The organism is Comamonadaceae bacterium OTU4NAUVB1, assembly GCA_024372625.1.
Taxonomy (GTDB): domain Bacteria; phylum Pseudomonadota; class Gammaproteobacteria; order Burkholderiales; family Burkholderiaceae_C; genus Variovorax.
This window is the reverse complement of sequence record CP099603.1, coordinates 260,528-276,925: the sequence shown is the minus strand read 5'-3', so window position 1 is coordinate 276,925 and position 16,398 is coordinate 260,528. Positions and strand designations below refer to the sequence as shown.

The 16,398-nt window shown below is 72.4% G+C and carries 9 protein-coding genes; 1 reads left to right on the top strand and 8 read right to left on the bottom strand.

The window, feature by feature from the left end; translation table 11 throughout:
• Positions 1-8: 8 nt before the first annotated feature.
• The 7 genes from NF681_01205 to wecB all read right to left on the bottom strand — a co-directional run bounded on the left by NF681_01205 (position 9) and on the right by wecB (position 11,674).
• A complete protein-coding gene (locus NF681_01205) occupies positions 9-2,597 on the bottom strand; it encodes a PAS domain S-box protein (protein UST52224.1) in 2,589 nt (862 codons plus the stop codon).
• A 130-nt stretch (positions 2,598-2,727) separates the two neighbouring features.
• Positions 2,728-3,801 carry a DUF4434 domain-containing protein gene (locus tag NF681_01200; protein ID UST52223.1) on the bottom strand — a complete coding sequence of 358 codons (1,074 nt, stop codon included), beginning with the start codon at positions 3,799-3,801 and terminating at the stop codon, positions 2,728-2,730.
• Positions 3,801-6,905 carry a tetratricopeptide repeat protein gene (locus NF681_01195; protein UST52222.1) on the bottom strand — a complete coding sequence of 1,035 codons (3,105 nt, stop codon included), beginning with the start codon at positions 6,903-6,905 and terminating at the stop codon, positions 3,801-3,803. The genes NF681_01200 and NF681_01195 overlap by 1 nt, the downstream gene beginning before the upstream one ends.
• Positions 6,902-8,572, bottom strand: coding sequence for a DUF2334 domain-containing protein (locus NF681_01190; GenBank protein UST52221.1), 1,671 nt, complete (start codon positions 8,570-8,572; stop codon positions 6,902-6,904). Before NF681_01190 ends, NF681_01195 begins: the two co-directional genes overlap by 4 nt.
• A gap of 36 nt (positions 8,573-8,608) precedes the next feature.
• Complete coding sequence (locus tag NF681_01185; GenBank protein UST52220.1) at positions 8,609-8,911, bottom strand: hypothetical protein; 303 nt, start codon at positions 8,909-8,911, stop codon at positions 8,609-8,611.
• A gap of 11 nt (positions 8,912-8,922) precedes the next feature.
• Positions 8,923-10,470, bottom strand: coding sequence for a glycosyl transferase family protein (locus NF681_01180; GenBank protein ID UST52219.1), 1,548 nt, complete (start codon positions 10,468-10,470; stop codon positions 8,923-8,925).
• A gap of 13 nt (positions 10,471-10,483) precedes the next feature.
• A complete protein-coding gene (gene wecB / locus NF681_01175; GenBank protein UST52218.1) occupies positions 10,484-11,674 on the bottom strand; it encodes a UDP-N-acetylglucosamine 2-epimerase (non-hydrolyzing) in 1,191 nt (396 codons plus the stop codon).
• 704 nt (positions 11,675-12,378) lie between these two features.
• On the opposite strand from wecB, the gene NF681_01170 reads away from it, so the two are divergent.
• A complete protein-coding gene (locus NF681_01170; GenBank protein ID UST52217.1) occupies positions 12,379-14,190 on the top strand; it encodes a glycoside hydrolase family 15 protein in 1,812 nt (603 codons plus the stop codon).
• 28 nt (positions 14,191-14,218) lie between these two features.
• Here the strand turns inward: NF681_01170 and NF681_01165 are convergent, their stop codons facing one another.
• Positions 14,219-16,282, bottom strand: coding sequence for an EAL domain-containing protein (locus NF681_01165; GenBank protein UST52216.1), 2,064 nt, complete (start codon positions 16,280-16,282; stop codon positions 14,219-14,221).
• Between the last annotated feature and the right edge of the window lie 116 nt (positions 16,283-16,398).

The window sequence follows — 16,398 nt, the reverse complement described above, 5'->3', positions numbered from 1 at the left end:
CGGGCGCCTCAGTCCCGCGCCGCGCGCACCAGGGCCTGCACGCGCTGGCCCAGCGCGCTCAGCTCGAACGGCTTGGTCATCACCTGCATGCCCTCGGGCAGGTGGCCGTGGCTCAGCGCGGCGGTCTCGGCGTAGCCGGTGACGAACAACACGCGCAGCGCCGGGATCAGGACGCGCGCGGCATCGGCCACCTGGCGGCCGTTCATGCCGCCGGGCAATCCCACGTCGGTCACCAGCAGCGCCACGTCGCGGTCGGCCTGCAGCACCTGGATCGCGCGCGGACCGTCGGCGGCCTGCAGCACCCGGTAGCCGAGTTCGCCCAGCCGCTCGACCATCAGCGCGCGCACCGACGCCTCGTCGTCGACGACCAGGACGGTCTCGCCCCGGCCGGCGTCGGCGCCCGGCGTGGCGCCCGCCAGCGCGGCGCGCTCGGGCACGGCCTCGCCCTCGTGGCGGGGCAGGTACACGCACACGGTCGTGCCGGCGCCCTCGCTCGAGCAGATGCGGGCCTGGCCGCCGGACTGCCGCGCGAAGCCGTAGACCATCGACAGCCCGAGCCCGGTGCCCACGCCGATGGGCTTGGTGGTGAAGAAGGGATCGAAGGCGCGCGCGATCACCTCCGGCGGCATGCCGCTGCCGGTGTCGGTCACGCAGATCGCCACGTAGTCGCCGCGCGCCAGGCCGTGGCGGGCGGCGCCGGCCTCGTCCAGCGCGTGATTGCCCGTCGCCACGACCAGGCTCCCGCCGTCGGGCATGGCGTCGCGCGCGTTGATGCACAGGTTGAGCAGCGCGTTCTCCAGCTGACCCGGATCGGCCAGCACCGGCCACACGCCCGCGCCGGCACGCACGTCCAGCGTCACCTGCGGGCCGATCGTGCGCCGCACCAGGTCCTCGAAGCCTTCGATCAGCCGGTCGACGTCGATGTAGCGGGGCTCCAGCGTCTGCTGGCGTGAGAACGCGAGCAGGCGGTGCGTGAGCGCGGCCGCGCGCCGGGTGGCGGTCTGCCCCATGTCGACGTGGCGCTGCAGGCCCGGCTGGTCGCGACCCTGGCGCTTGAGCAGCTCGAAGCTGCCGGAGATCGCGGCCAGCAGGTTGTTGAAGTCGTGGGCGAGGCCCCCGGTCAGCTGCCCCACCGCCTCCATCTTCTGCGCCTGGCGCAGCGCGGCCTCGGACTGCATCAGCGCGGCCGTCCGCTCGCGCACCTGGCGCTCGAGCGACGCCGCCAGATCGCGCAGGCGATGTTCCGCGCGCCGGCGCTCCACCGCTTGGCGCGTGCGGTGCGCCACCTCCCGGACCAGCGCGATCTCGTCGGCCGTCCACGACCGGACGCCGGGCGCCGCGAGGTAGAGCATCGCGACGAGCGCGTCGGCCTCGGTGATCGGCATGTAGATGGCCGAGCGCGCCCCGATGGCCATCAGGGCGTCGGCGTGGCCGCGCGTGCGCGGGTCGGCGAGCACGTCGTCGAACACCACCATCGCGCCGCGCCGGAGTTCGTCGATGCAGTCGCCGTGATCGCGGAAGCGGACGGTGCCGGTGAGCGTGGGCGTGCCCGGCGCGGTCCAGTCGCGCTCGATCACGATGGTCTCGGCGGCGGCGTCCACCGTCCCGTAGCCCGCCCGGCCCGCGTCCAGCGCCCGGCCCAGCGCCTCGGCCGCGCCGCGCGCGATCTCCGCCGGGTCGTCGATGGCGCCGAAGACCTCGCGCTCGAGCGCCAGCAGCAGTTCCGTGCGGCGCCGCGCCATCACCGCCTCGGTCACCTCCTGGGAGGTGCCGGCCAGGTAGAGCGGCGCGCCCGCGGCGTCGCGCTTCAGGCGCGCCTGGATCTTGACCCAGGACAGCCGGCCGTCCGGGCGCACGACGCGGTACTCGATGCGGTAGTCCTCGCCGGTCGCCACGCTGTGCGCGACGGCCGCGCGCATGCGCGCCCGGTCGTCCTCGTGCACCGCCTCCAGCAGCTCGTCGTAGTGGAAGGGCCGCGTCACGTCGCGCCCGAAATTCCGCTTGCAGTGCTCCGACGCGAACAGCGTCCCCGTGGCCAGGTCGAACTCCCAGATGCCCAGGTCGCCGGCCTCGGCCGCGGCGAGCAGGCGCTCCTCGGCGGCCTCCAGCGCCCGCACCCGGTCGGCGAGTTCGGCGGTGAGCACGGCGTTCGACGTCTCCAGGCCCTTGACGCGTTCCAGCTCGAGCGTGACGTCCTCCTGGCTGGCGTAGAAGTAGGCGACCTCGCCGGCGCGGTCGCGCACCGGACCGACGATCAGCCGGTTCCAGAACGGCTCGCCGCTCTTGCGGTGGTTGCGCAGGTCGACCCGCACGGTCCTGGCCTCGCGCACCGCCTCGCGGATCCGCTGGACGGCCGCCCGGTCGGTCTCCGGGCCCTGCAGGAAGCGGCAGTTGCGCCCGACGACCTCCTCGCGCGCGTACCCGGTCATGCGGCAGAACGCGTCGTTGGCGAAGACGACCGGGTTGTCCGGCAGCCGGCAGTCCGTCAGGATCATCGGCATCTCGGTCGCGCGCACCAGGGCGACGAACGGGTCGGTGTGGTCGTCCTGTCCGCACAGGCGCGGGTCGACGAACGGGTCGGATCGGGTCGTGGACAAGTTCACCTCGGTTCGCCATCGCGGCTGGAACGCCGGCGGGGCGGGCGATCGCCCGGCGACGGCGGCTCTCGGGAGCCACGAGGTTAACCGCAACGCGCCCCCGGGCGCGGGCACGGCGGCGCCGTCGCGCTCAGCAGTCGCCCTCCACGCAGGCGCGGCGGTAGGCCTCGAAAAGCCGCGCCTTGGCCGGCGTGTCCCCGGGGCTCATGTAGTCCGACACGGTGAAGGCCAGCAGGCTGGCCGAGAACGCCCGCGCGATCGCGACCTGCCGGCGGACCCGCTCGATCGGCGCGGGTTCGGCCGCGAACGGCGCCGCGTCGATGGGCGCGCCGGCGGTCTGGCGGAACACCTCGACGATGACCCGCAGCTCCCGACCCCGGCCCTCGACCGCGCGCCGCACGGCGTCCAGCACCCCGGGCAGTTCGTCGAGCGACAGCTTGCCCACGCCCACGCCGTCCTGGAACATCACGACGCCCAGCTCCGGCGCCTCGGCCAGCAGCGCGTCCCAGAACGCCCGCAGCAGGGCCGGGTCGGTCCCGGCATTGGCGAAGCCGGAGATCGCGATGCGCGCGCGCGCGTCCAGCGCGCGCAGGGCCGTGGTCAGTTCCCCCAGGTGGGCGGCGACGACGGCGCGGCGCGCCGGCTCGCGCCAGTTCACGTCGTCGATCTCCTCGCTCAGGTACCAGCCCTCGAACGCGTCGCGCCGCGCGAGCCGGGGCGCGAGTTCGCCCGCCGCGCGCAGCGAGCGCGCGCGCGACGCGCCGAGGTGGCGCGCCACCTCGGCGGGTTCGCCCGCGATGTGGCGCCAGTACTGCGGGTCGTGGGCCAGGCCGACCAGCACGCGCATGCCGGCCGCCTCGGCCAGGTCCAGCAGCGTCTCCAGCGGCGGCATCGGCCCGATGCGGAAGTGCCGCGACGGGTAGTAGGCGGTCGTGCCGTCGACGCTCCACTGCACGACGATGCGCGTCATGCCCAGCGCGCGCAGGGCCTGCAACAGCCGCGTCCAGTCGCCGCGCGTGTACAGGTTGTGCGCCGGGGTGAACTGGACCACCGTCCCGTCCAGGCGAGACGACGCGCGGCGCGGCGCCGTCGACGCGCAGCCCGCGAACAGGCAGCCCGCCGCCAGCAGGCCCGCGAGCGCCGTCCGCCGCCCGGGCGCCTCCGCCTCCTCCCGCGCCCTCGCCCTCGCCAGCGGGCCGGGCATCAGAACCTCAGCACCGAGGTCAGCAGCCAGCCGCTCTTCGCCGCGTCGAAACCCTTCTTGTACTGGAGCACGAATTCCGCGCTGGAACGCGGCGTGACGTAGCGCGATTCGTTGAACACGTAGCGCGCGGAGACGCCGCCGCCGACCTCGGCGTAGTTGAAGCGGCCGGGGTCGGGCCATTGCCGGCGCGCATCGGCCACCACGTGCGGGGTCAGGATCCAGCGCTCGCCGACGCGGAAGCTGCGGCCCTGGCGCGCCTCCACGTAGAAGGCGCGCGTGTGGTCCCGGTCGCTGAACGCGCCGACGTCGGCGAACAGCGTGGTGTAGTTCCAGGACGCCTGGTTGGCGCGCATCTCGTAGCCGCTGCTCCAGCCGTAGGACGCGCGCAGCAGCCAGTCGTCCTGCGCGTTGGCACCGATGCCGATCAGGCGTTCGGCCGAGAGGTAGAACGAGTGCTCGCGCAGCGGCTTGTAGCGCACGCCGACGCCGGCCTGCCGGCTGGCGCTGTCGATGCGCAGCGAACCGGGCTGGTTGGACCACAGCAGGCGCGCGAACACGTCCAGCGTGCGCTCGTCGCGCAACCCCACCACCGGCGGGCGCCACGCCACCTCCACGCCGCCCTGCGACGGGATCAGCCCGGTCGACTCGGCCCCTGCGATGGTGCTGGCGCGGTCGCTCCGCCCCCCGCGCAGCGACTCGTAGGCGCTCAGGGTCCAGCGCTCGGTGAGCTTGCGCACCTCGTCGCGCAGGGCGCGCAGCTCGTCGTCCTCGCGCCGTGGCGTGATCGCGGGCAGCGGCGCGCCGGGCGCCTGGACCAGCTTCACGGTCTCGTCGCGTTCGATGCGGCGATCGATGGCGCGCTTGAACCATTCGGCGGCGCGGTCGTTGTCGCCCGCGCGCATGAGCGTGTAGGCCAGGTCGGCGTAGAGGGCGTCGCGCTCCGGATGGCGTTGCAGCAGCGCCTCGAAGGCGCGCACGGCCTCCGGGTAGGACCCGGCGGCCCGGTGGCCGTAGGCCAGGGCGTCGAGGTATTCGGTGCGGGCGTCCTCGGCGAAGGCCTGCTCGAACTGCGCCATGGCCTGCGGCAACCGGCCCAGTTCGCGCTCGGACCGCCCGAGCTGGTAGCGCCGCGCGGCCGACGGGCGCAGCGCCAGCGCCTGCGCGGCGGCCTCGTGCGCGGCCGCGTGGCGCTCCTGGGCCGTCTCCAGCTGCCAGCGCAGGTCCAGCCGCGCGGCCTGCGCCTCGTCGTCGTCGGGGGCCGTTCCGGCCAGTTCGTCAAGCGTGCCGCGCGCGGCCTGGCCCTGCCCGTCGCGCAGCTGCACGCTGGCCAGCGCCAGCGCGATGCGCGGGTCCGGCGCAAGCGCGAGCGACGCGCGCCAGTCCTCGGCCGCGCGGGGCAGGTCGCCCGCGGCCTCGCGCAGGTACCCGAGTTCGTCGAGCACCTGCTTGCGCACCGCCACGGGCAGGGACGACGCGGCCTCGGCTTCGGCTCGGGCATCGGCGCCGCGCACGCGCTGCAGCACCTCGATCGCCGCCGCGCCCCGCCCTCGCGCCTTCAGTCCGCGCGCCAGCGCCAGCGTGGCGACGCCGTCGGTGGCGTCGCCGGCGGCCGCGACCAGATGCGGCTCGGCCTCCGGCCAGCGATCCCGTGCCTGCAGCAGCAGCCCCAGTTCGAGCCGGACCCGCCCATCGCCGGGCTCGCGCGCGAGCATCGCGCGGTAGGTGGCGATCGCGTCGTCGTCGCGACCGAGCGTGCGCTGCAGGGCGACCAGGCGACGCGCCAGCGCCAGCCATTCCTCCGGCGTGGCGCCGGCCTGGTCGAGCGCGCGCCGCTGGGCCTCGGCGACGCTTTCGGGCCGGCCGGCCAGCGCATGGGCGTGCGCCAGCCGCTCGAGGGTTTCGAGGGTGTCGCCCCCGGGCATCGCGGCCCGGTGCTCGAGCGCGCGGGCGGCGGCGGCGTGGTCGCCGAGCTGGCTCAGCGCGTAGGCCTGCTGGCCGAGGACTTCGATCCGCTCGGCCGCCGTCAGGCCGCCCTCGCCGAGCAGGCGTTCCTGGATGTCGGCCGCCGCGCCCCAGTGGCCGGCCTTCGACTGCGCGAAGGCGAGCCGCTGGGCCGTTCGCACCCGTCGCGGCGCCTCGGCGGCGCCGTGCGCGGTCGTGCGCGCCGCGCCGGACCGGCCGGCGGCGGGCACCGACGCGTCCGCCCCGGCACCCGGCGCCGGCGCCGGCAGGTTGAGCGCGAAGGCGACCGTTTGCGCGTGGTGCGCCACGGCCATCGTGGCGGCCACGCGCTGCGCATCGCGCCATTGCGCCCCGCGCGCGGCCGCATCGGCGCGCGACGCCGCCTCCCCGTAGGCGGCGGCGGCGTCGCCGAAGCGCTGCAGCCGCTCGTAGACGAACGCCCGGCGCAGCAGCGTGGGCGTGGCGTCGCGGTCGCCCGCCGGAAGGCGCTCGAGCGCGGCCAGCGCCTGGTCGAGCTGCCCGAGGCGCAGGTGCAGGTCGGCCGCCGACTCCAGCGCGAAGCGCCGTTCCGCCGCGCTGGCCGCCGGGTGCGCGACGACGTCCTGGTGGTCGGCGATGGCCTCGGCCCACTGGCCGGCGGCCGCGCGCATCTGGGCGCGCAGGCGCAGCGCCGTCAGCGGCAGGCCGTCGGCCGGGCGCGCCGCGTCCAGCAGCGCGACCGACGCCGCATAGGCACCGCGCCGGCCGAGCAGCTGGGCATAGCCCAGGCGCGCGGCCAGGTGATCGGGGTCGAGCGCGAGGCCATCGGCGAAATCGCGTCCCGCCTCGTCGAACCGCTGGGCCGCCAGCATGCGGAAGGCACGGTCGAAGCGCGCGTGGGCCCGGAAGCGGTTGAATTCGCGCCCGACGAAGCCGATCGCGCCGGACGCCGCGGCCGAGACGGCGGCCGCACCACCGCCACCGCCGCCGGACGCGTCGAACGCGGACGCGGCGGACGCGGCGGGCGCGCTGGCGAGCGAGAGGCACAGCAGGCAGCCCGCCGCGAGGTCGCCAGGGGCGCCGCGAGCGCCAGGGGCACGGGTGACGAGGACGGAGCGGGCGGCGCGGGCGGCGCCGGGACGCGATCGGCGGGATGTCTTCACAGCGTGCTCGCGTCGGCCCACTGGAAGCCGAGCGCCTCGATGGCGTTGATGATCGACTGCAGGTCCTGGAAGCCGGGCTTGCCGATCTCCGGCTCCAGCCAGAACGGATGGAAGAAGAACGACGCGAAGCCGTCGCGCACCACCTTCGCGTTCTCGGCGTTGAGCTTCAGGTCCTCCCAGGTGTAGTTGAAGTTCGACGACGGATCGATCTCGCGAATGTCGTACTCGATGTTGCCGAGGTTCTCCGGCAGGATCCGCTGGCCGTAGTGGTCGCGCTGGATGATGTAGGGGAAGAACTGCCCGACGGCGAAGTCCCGGTTCGCCGCCGTCGGCCGCAGGTCGGGGGTGGTGGCGGTGTAGTAGACCGCGCGCTGCCAGGTGGTGAAGTTGGTCGGCTTCTGCGGGTTCATCGGCACCTGGGTCGCCGCCGTGTAGGCATTGGGAGACATCTGGTAGTGCGGCGGCTCCCAGGCGAAGGCGGTGAAACCGCCGCGCCTGAGTTCGGCGACGCCCGACTGGATGCGCGCCTTGTGCGCCGCCACGGTGTCCACGGGCAGCACGCGGTTGTTGACGATGTCCCAGAACTCGTAGTCGTCGCCGCTCACGCCGGTGTGCGGGTTCTTCCAGTTGGCGTACTGGTGGGTGTAGCCGTGCAGCACGATCTTCCCGCCGTTCTGGATCGCGTAGTTGAGCGTGCGGGCGAGCGTGCCGTTGGTGGTCATCCGCACGGTCTGGGGCACGCCGCCGTTGTAGGCGCCCAGCGGATCGTGGTAGTAGGGGATGGCCGCCACGCCGAAGGGGATCGACTTCGACCGCAGGTAGTTCGACAGCACCGTCATGGTGTTCTGGTTGACCAGGGCGCTGACGTCCTCCAGCCGCACCAGCGCGCGCTGCTGGGTCGGGGTGTCGACGCCCAGGATGTCGTGCAGCATGTCGCAGATGACGAGGTAGCGGTCGCGCGGTCCGATGTAGGAGAACGGCAGGTCGGCGAAGTACCAGAAGTTGCCGCCCTTCACCACATAGGGGATCACCTCGCCGGTGCGCGAATTGCCGATCGGCACGAGCTGCTGCGCCTTCGCCGCGTCGACGATCTGCGCGACCCCGACGTCCGGATCGGCGTTGATGGCCCCACTCGCCGCGTCGAAGGCGTAGTACTTCTTCAGCGGCCGCGTCTTGTAGGTGACCGTGTCGAAGAACCCGGGGTTGGGATTGGCCGGGGTGGGCGCGGCGTCCAGGCCGCGCAGGCTCGAGAAGTTGAAGCCGTACTTGGCGGCGAAGCCGGTGTAGCCCGGGTGCCATGCCAGCTGCCACAGGTTGTTCTTGAACCAGACGATCTTCCGCGTGGTGCCGTAGGCGTCGGCCAGGAAGGCGGGCGGGATCGGCAGGTCGTAGTAGGAGCCGAGGTAGAAGGTGACCGCGTACTGATCGACCTGGCCGGCGGTGTAGCCCTGCACGGGCTTCATGTCCACGGTGGTGTTCCAGTGCCCCAGCAGGTTGCGCAGCATGATGGCGTAGGCCATGCCGAGCTTCGCGTAGGGCCCGTCGTCGGGCTGGTCGTACAGCACCAGCGCGCGGATCGGCGTCGTCTGCGCCTGGGCCCCGACGCACAGGCCGATGGCGAGGACGGATGCGCACAGCAGGCGCTTGAAGGCATTCGAGATGCTCATGGTGGGCTCCTGAGGGTTTGGTTCGGTTCGCTTCGCTCAATCGGCGACCACGCGGTCGGACCGCCCGGCGCGCTTGCGGGCCTTGAGCACGTCGGTGAGGCGTTCGTGCTTCTCGATGCGCTCAAGGCCCGGCCGCACCACCGTCTCGACCGCGGGCCGGGGCGGCGCGACCACGGCGCGCACGGGCGGCTCCGGTCGTCGCGCGGCCGCCACGGCGTCGGCGGCGGCCGGCGCGGCCTGTGGCGCGGGCGCGGCGTCCGCCGCGGCCGGGGCCGCAAGCACGGCCGCGTGCAGGGCGAGCAGGGATGCGGCCGTGGCCGCGTGGATGCCTCGATGCATGGCGTTCTCCTTCAGGGATGGGGGGGCGTGGAAGCGAAGGCGGTGGCGGTGGCGCCGGCGAGCCCGGGACCGTGCTCGGGCGGCGCGGTGACCGGGGTGTCGGTGTCGGGCAGGTCGTCCTCGGACGGGAAGGTGTGGGTGGTCTTGTCCCACGCGATGAGCTTGCCGGTGCGCAGGAAACGCGCGTACAGCCGCACCGCGCGCCCCGTCGCTGCGAAATTGATGAAGTTGCCCCACACCATGCGCGGCACCGACCACAGCGCCTGGGCCCAGCCGTAGAGCCGCTGGACGAAGTAGGCGCGCTGGGCGACGCGCCAGGCCAGCAGGGCGGCATTGACGAGCGTGAGGTCCCACAGCCAGCTGCCCGGCTCGACCACCGGCGGATAGTGCAGCGATTCGGGCACCAGCGCGTTGAGCACCCAGAGCGCCGCGACGCCCAGCACCACCACGTAGCCCAGCACGTTGCAGAAGTTCGTCACCAGCGCCCGGCGGTCGCGGTAGAGCATGTACTTGGTGGCGAGGCCGCCGCGCCAGCGCAGGCTGCTCCAGCCCTGCAGCGTGATGCCGACCACCCAGCGGCCCTTCTGCCGCACGGCGACCCCGAAGCCCGAGGGAAAGTACTCGCGGATCGCCACGTAGTCGCGCAGCGCCACCTCGCGGGGCCGGCCGGTCAGCCAGTGGCGGCGCACGACGCGCCGCTCGACGACGAACTTGGCGAACACCTGCTTCATGCCCAGCGCCTTCATGCGGAAGCCGAAGTCGTAGTCCTCGGTCAGCGAATCGATGTTGAACAGCTCGTTGTGATTGTTCGCCGCGGCCGTCTCGAAGGCGCGGCGGCTGAAGGCGCACCCCACCCCGGCGGCCGGAATGCTGCGGTCGAGCAGCGCGCGCACCACCAGGTCCTTCGAGTGCAGCTGGGCGAACTCGTCGAGGTAGTGGCCGCCGGTGAACTCGTGCCACTTCCGGTCGAGCGACAGCACCGGCAGCTGGACCATGTCGTTGGCCGGGACGAGGTGGTTGAAGACCTTGTAGGCCAGCCGATGGATCACGTCCTCGCAGTCCTGCATGACGAAGACCTCGAAGCGGATGCCGTGCTCCTTCTCGTGGCGCCGGATGCCCTGGTAGATCCAGTTGAGGCAGTCGGCCTTGCAGGTCGGGCCGTCGGCGGGCGTGCAGATGCGGTGCACCCGGTCGGAGACGGCGCGCACGTGCTCGACCTCCACGTGCGTGGCGGTGTCGTTCGGGTAGGTGCCCACGAACACGTGGTAGTTGCCGTAGTTCAGCGTCCTGAGCAGGCGCAGCAGCATCGGCCGGATGACGGCCGACTCGTCCCAGGCCGGCAGCATGATGGCGATCGGCTGCTCGGGACGGTCCTGCAGCTGCTGTTCGGTCGGCTGCGCGCGGGCGCGTCCCGACGCGCGCTGGCGCAGCAGCCAGGCGCCATAGCAGCCGTCGATGACCAGATCGTCCAGGCCGCACAGCAGGAAGACCACGCTGACGGCGACGAACACCAGCTTGAGGGCGACCAGCGCCGCCGCGATCACGTCCATCCATTCCATCGACGCGCTCCGGCTACGGCGTGCCGGCCTCGGCGGTCTCGCCGCGTGCCGCCCGGATCTCGGCGCGCGGCGCGGCCGGCACCGCGCGCGACATGAGCTCGGCGATGCGCGGGCCGGCCTGGCCGTCGCCGAACGGATTCCTGGCCGTGCGCATGCGCTCGTACAGGCCGCGGTCCCCCTGCAGCGCGAGGAACTCGCGGCACAGCCGGTCGGCGTCGGTGCCCACCAGCTTGCCCGCGCCGGCGGCGATCAGCTCCGGCCGCTCGGTCGTCTCGCGCAGCACGAGGATCGGCACCCGCGCCGACACGGCCTCCTCCTGGATGCCGCCCGAGTCCGACATGATCAGCCACGACCTCGACATCACCCACAACAGGGCCGGGTAATTGAGCGGCTCGGACAGCAGCAGCTGCGAGCCCTCCTCGCACACCATGCCCTCGAAGGCGCGATGCACGGCCTCCTTCACCTGGGGGTTCGCATGCACCGGCCAGACCACCGCCAGCCCCGGTTGCGATTCCAGCAGCCGGCGCACGCCGCGCGCGATCGAGTCGATCCCCGCGCCCCAGTTCTCGCGCCGGTGCGCGGTGACCAGCACGATGCGCTGGCGGCCGGGCGTCGCGGCCAGGCATGAGAGTTCCGGCGGCAGCACGCCCGCCGCGCCGTCGGGCAGCGCGCGCAGGTAGGCCACCCCCCACTGGGTGGCGTCGACGATGGTGTTGCCGGTCTGGTGGATCGACCCGGGCGCGATGCCCTCGCGGCGCAGGTTGGCCGTGGCGATGCGGGTGGGCGGAAAGTGCCAGCGCGCCAGGCGGCCGATGAGCTGGCGGTTGGCCTCCTCGGGGAACGGATCGCCGGTGTCGAAGGTGCGCAGACCGGCTTCGACGTGGCCGACCGGAATCCGCAGGTAGAAGCTCGCGAGCGCCCCGACCATGGCGCTCGTCGTGTCCCCCTGCACCAGCACCGCCGCCGGCCGCGCCTCGGCCAGCACCCCGTGCGACTGCTCCACCAGGGCGGCGGTGAGGTGGGAGAGCGACGTGGACTTCCGATCGAGCGCGAGCACGTGGTCGGGGCGCATGTCGAAGAACTCGTAGAGCGGCCAGGCCATCTGGTCGTGCTGGCCCGTGTGAAGCACCAGCGTGGGCACCCGCGCGGCCCGCAACGCGCGATGGACCGGCGCCATCTTGATAATTTCGGGACGTGTTCCCATGCAAAGAACCACCGATGCGATCGACATTGCGGACTCCTCTCGTCGTGGTAATGACAAAAGGAATGTAATACTAACGAATTAACTTTTGTCCGCTAATTGCTGGGTAACTTTTTGTTTTTCAACTTGATTGCGACGTCACGTCGACGGTGCATCAGGGCCGTCTAACAGGCCTTCCAGGCCATCCCGCATTCCATCGGAAGCGGTGCTTCAAGCCCGGTCCGATCGCATCGACGAGCAATGGAATCAATTGGCGTTGAACAGCAATTCGGCATCAGGCGGATCGCCATCGCTGCATTGCAATCGAGTGGAGGTCGGACAATGGCCGCAGGCAGGCAGCCCTGTTCACCGCGAATCCAATTGCACGGCGGGGCGACGCGACCGTTTCAACAATGCAATGCAATGCAATGCAATGCAATTCGGAGTGGTCGACGGCGTGGATCGGAGGGTGTCCACGGGAATCGCAATTTAAGGCGCACGCGCACCGGCGGTCATCCTCCATCGAGAGGATGTCGAGCGCGCTCGGGCAGCCTTCGCGCGGGGCCGCGACGCGGTCCGGGCGCGCCGGCCCGAGGTCCGCCGGCTCGCCCGGCGCAATGTCACCGGCCGCCCAAGGCCATGGGGCGTGCGGTCTACTGCGGTCCTCGAATTTCAAGGAACAGGGATTTCTATGGCGACCGTGCGTGCATTTCCGGGTGGGCCCCTCGATGGTTGAGCCGCTTCGCGCCATCGGCGACCACGGCATCATCGGCGACATGGAGACGGTCGCGCTCGTCGCCGGCGACGCCACGCTGGACTACCTGTGCTGGCCGTCGCTCGACAGCCCGTCCATCTTCGCCGACCTCCTGGCGCCGGGCGAGGGTGGCGCCTTCTCCATCGTGCCGGCCCTGTCGGCGCCGCGCCTGCTGCAGCTCTACCTGCCCGAGACCAACGTGCTGATGACGCGCTGGATGGCGCAGGAAGGCAGTGCCGAGGTGATCGACCTGATGCCGCACCCCGACCTGCGCGACCACTTCCGGCTGAACGCGCGCGGCATCATCCGCCGCATCGAGGTCACGCGCGGCACCGTCGACTTCGCGGTCGACTGCGCGCCGCGCTTCGACTACGCGCGCGAATCGCCCGCGGTCGAGGGCGCCACCGGCGGCGTGCGCTTCGTCGGGCGCAACCTGGCGATGCGCCTGCACGCGTCGGTCCCGCTGGTCAGCGCCGTCGGCGCCGCGACGGCGCGGTTCCGCCTCCACGCCGGCGAGCAGGCGTGGTTCGTGCTCGGCGAGGACCATCTGGCGCGGCCGGACGACGCGGCGATCGCGTCGAACATCGCGGCCACGGTGGACGCCTGGCGCCACTGGCTGGGCCACAGCCACTACCGGGGGCGCTGGCGCGAGCAGGTCCTGCGCTCGGCGCTGGCGCTTAAGCTGCTGACGTCGGCGCGCCATGGCTCCATCGCCGCGGCGGCGACCTTCTCGCTGCCGGAGGCGCCGGGCGCCGGCCGCAACTGGGACTACCGCGCGGCATGGATCCGCGACGCCTCCTTCACCGTCTACGCCTTCATGCGCCTGGGCTTCGTGGAAGAGGCCGAGAAGTTCCACCTCTGGGCCAGCGAGCGCATCAACGAGGCCTGCGACGCCACGCCGCTGCGGATCATGTACGCGCTCGACGGCTCGCGGATGCCCGACGAGGAGGAACTGTCGCACCTGGCGGGCTACGCGGACAGCCGGCCGGTGCGCATCGGCAACGCCGCGCACGGCCAGAACCAGCTCGACATCTTCGGCGAGCTGATGGACAGCGTGTACCTGTCCAACAAGTACGGTCGCGCCATCAGCCACCAGGGCTGGTCGCACGTGCGCGACCTGATCGCGCACGTCATGGCGCACTGGCAGGACGCGGACGCGGGCATCTGGGAGGTGCGCTCGGAGCCCCGTCACTTCCTGCATTCACGGGTGATGTGCTGGGTCGCGCTGGACCGGGCCATCCGCCTGGCGACGCAGCGCTCCCTGCCCGCGCCCATCGCCGACTGGGCGGCCTGCCGCGACCGCATCATGGCGGACGTGTGGGACAACTTCCGCCATCCGGAACACGGCCACTTCGTGCAGGAACGCGGCGGCACCGCGCTCGACGGCTCGCTGCTGCTGATGCCGCTGGTGCGCTTCGTCTCCGCCACCGACCCGGTGTGGCTGCGCACGCTCGATGCCATCGGCGAGACCCTGTGCGACGACGGACTGGTCTACCGCTACCGCAACGACGACGGGCTCGAGGGCGAGGAAGGCGCCTTCACCACCTGCACCTTCTGGTACGCGGAGTGCCTGGCGCGGGCCGGTCGCCTGGACGCGGCGCAGCTGCAGCTGGAGAAAGGCATCCGCTACGGCAGCGCGCTCGGGCTGTTCGCCGAGGAACTCGATCCGCGCGGCCTGCAGCTCGGCAACTTCCCGCAGGCCCTGACCCACCTGGCCTTCATCAGCGCGGCCCATTTCATCGACCGCCGGCTCGATCCGGGCAAGCGTTCGCTCTGGCAGCCGTGACGCGGTCCGGCCCTTCCGCCGGGCCGGCTCAGGCCCGCTCGCGGGTCCACTGCGCCAGGGCCGCCGGCGCCATCGGCCGGCCGTAGAAGTAGCCCTGCAGCTCGTCGCAGTCCATGGCGGTGAGCACGTCGCGCTGCGCCGCGGTCTCCACGCCCTCGGCGACGACGCCGAGGTTCAGCGCATGCGCGAGGTTGACGATGGCCTTGACGATGACGCGCGCGTCCGCGCTGGTCTCCAGGTCGCGCACGAAGGAGCGGTCGATCTTGACCTGGCTGATCGGCAGGCGGCGCAGGTAGGAGAGGCTGGAATAGCCGGTGCCGAAATCGTCGATGGACAGCGCGATGCCGGCCCGCCCGAACTGCTCGAACAGCGCCAGGTGACTGCCCGCGTCCTCCATGGCCACCGACTCGGTCACCTCCAGCATCAGCAGCGACGGGTCGATGGCGTGCGCGCGCAGCGTGTCCGTCAGCCGCTGCGCCAGGTCGGCCTGGCGCAGCTGGTGCACCGACAGGTTGACCGCCACGCGCATCGGCAGGCCCTGGGCGCGCCACGCGACGATCTGCCGGCAGGCCTCCTCGATCACCCACGAGCCCAGCGCGTTGATGAGGCCGAAACGCTCGGCGATCGGGATGAAGACGTCCGGGCCGACCATGCCGCGCCCGGCGTGGCGCCAGCGCGCGAGGGCCTCGACGCCGCGCACCGTGCCGTCGCGCGAGCACACCTTGGGCTGGTAGTGCAGCTCGAGCCCGCCGGACTCGATCGCCACGCGCAGGTCGTTGCGCAGCTCGACCTGCTCGCGCGCGCCGGCGTTCATGTGCGGCGCGAAGAAGGCGAAGGCGGCGCCGCCGGTCCGCTTGGCCGCGTACATCGCGGCGTCGGCGTTGGTCAGCAGCTTGTCGCGCGGGCCGTCGGCCGGGTACATCGCGATGCCCACGGAGCACGAGAGGCGGACCTCGCAGTCCTGCCAGACGACGTTCTGGGCCAGCGCGTCGATGATGCGCTGGGCGATCTGAACGACGACCGGCGTGTCGGGGTCGCCTTCCACCAGCAGCACGAACTCGTCGCCGCCCAGGCGCGCCACGGTGTCGGTCGCGCGCACCTGCGCGGCCAGGCGCCGCGCCATCTCGCGCAGCACCCCGTCGCCAAAGCCGTGGCCGAACGAGTCGTTGACGGGCTTGAAGCCGTCGAGGTCGATGAACAGCACCGCCAGCGAACTGCCGTCGCGCGTGCAGCGCTCGACCGCCGCGCCCAGCCGGTCCTCCAGCAGCAGCCGGTTGGGCAGGTCGGTCAGCGCGTCCTTGAAGGCGAGCTGCTGCAGCTCGGTGTTGGCCTCCTGCAGCGACGTGGCGAGCACCGCCGCCTTGTCCTGCAGGCGCGCGTCGATCGCCGAAGTGAAGCTGGTGATGGCCAGCAGCACGATCGTGGCGCCCGCCACCAGCAGGCCCAGGCTGTCGCCGCGCAATTCGCCGACGCTGCGGCACACGGCGTTCTCGGCGAAGCCGGCGGCCAGCATGCCGGTGTAGTGCATGCCGCAGATCGCCGCGCCCATGACCAGCGCCGCGGCCAGCTGGCCCCAGCGGGCGGCCGCACCACGCAGGCGGCGCAGCCCGAAGAAGATCTGGAGCGCCGCGGCCGAGGCGATCACGGCGATGGCGGCCGACGCCGCCACCCAGCCGGCCGACCAGCGGATGCCCGGCGCCATGTCCATCGCGGCCATGCCGATGTAGTGCATGGAACAGATGCCCGCGCCCATGGCCAGCGAGCCGAACACCCAGCGGCCCCGGGACAGGCGCGAGCGGCTGGCGATGTAGAGCGCGATGGCCGAGACCGCCACCGCCGCCACCCAGGACAGCGCGGTGAGCGCGTAGCCGAACCCCACCGCGAACGGGAACGCGGCGGCCTGCATGCCCACGAAGTGCATCGACCAGATGCCCGTGCCCATGGCCGCGGAGCCGGCGCCCCACCAGACGCGGCCCAGGAACCGGTCGGTGGTGCGCACCCGCTGGGCCAGGTCCAGGGCCACGTAGGAAGCGAAGCTGGCGATCGCGAACGAGAGGCCGACGATCCAGGAGTTGTAGTCGATATCGATCAAGCGTTGGGTTCCCGGCGGAAGGCATGCGCATCGGCGCGCACGGCGTTTTCGGCGTGCATTCTGGCGGCGTCGCGCTCGACGGGGGCGTCGGAAAGCCGCCTGTCCCACGGTCCCGC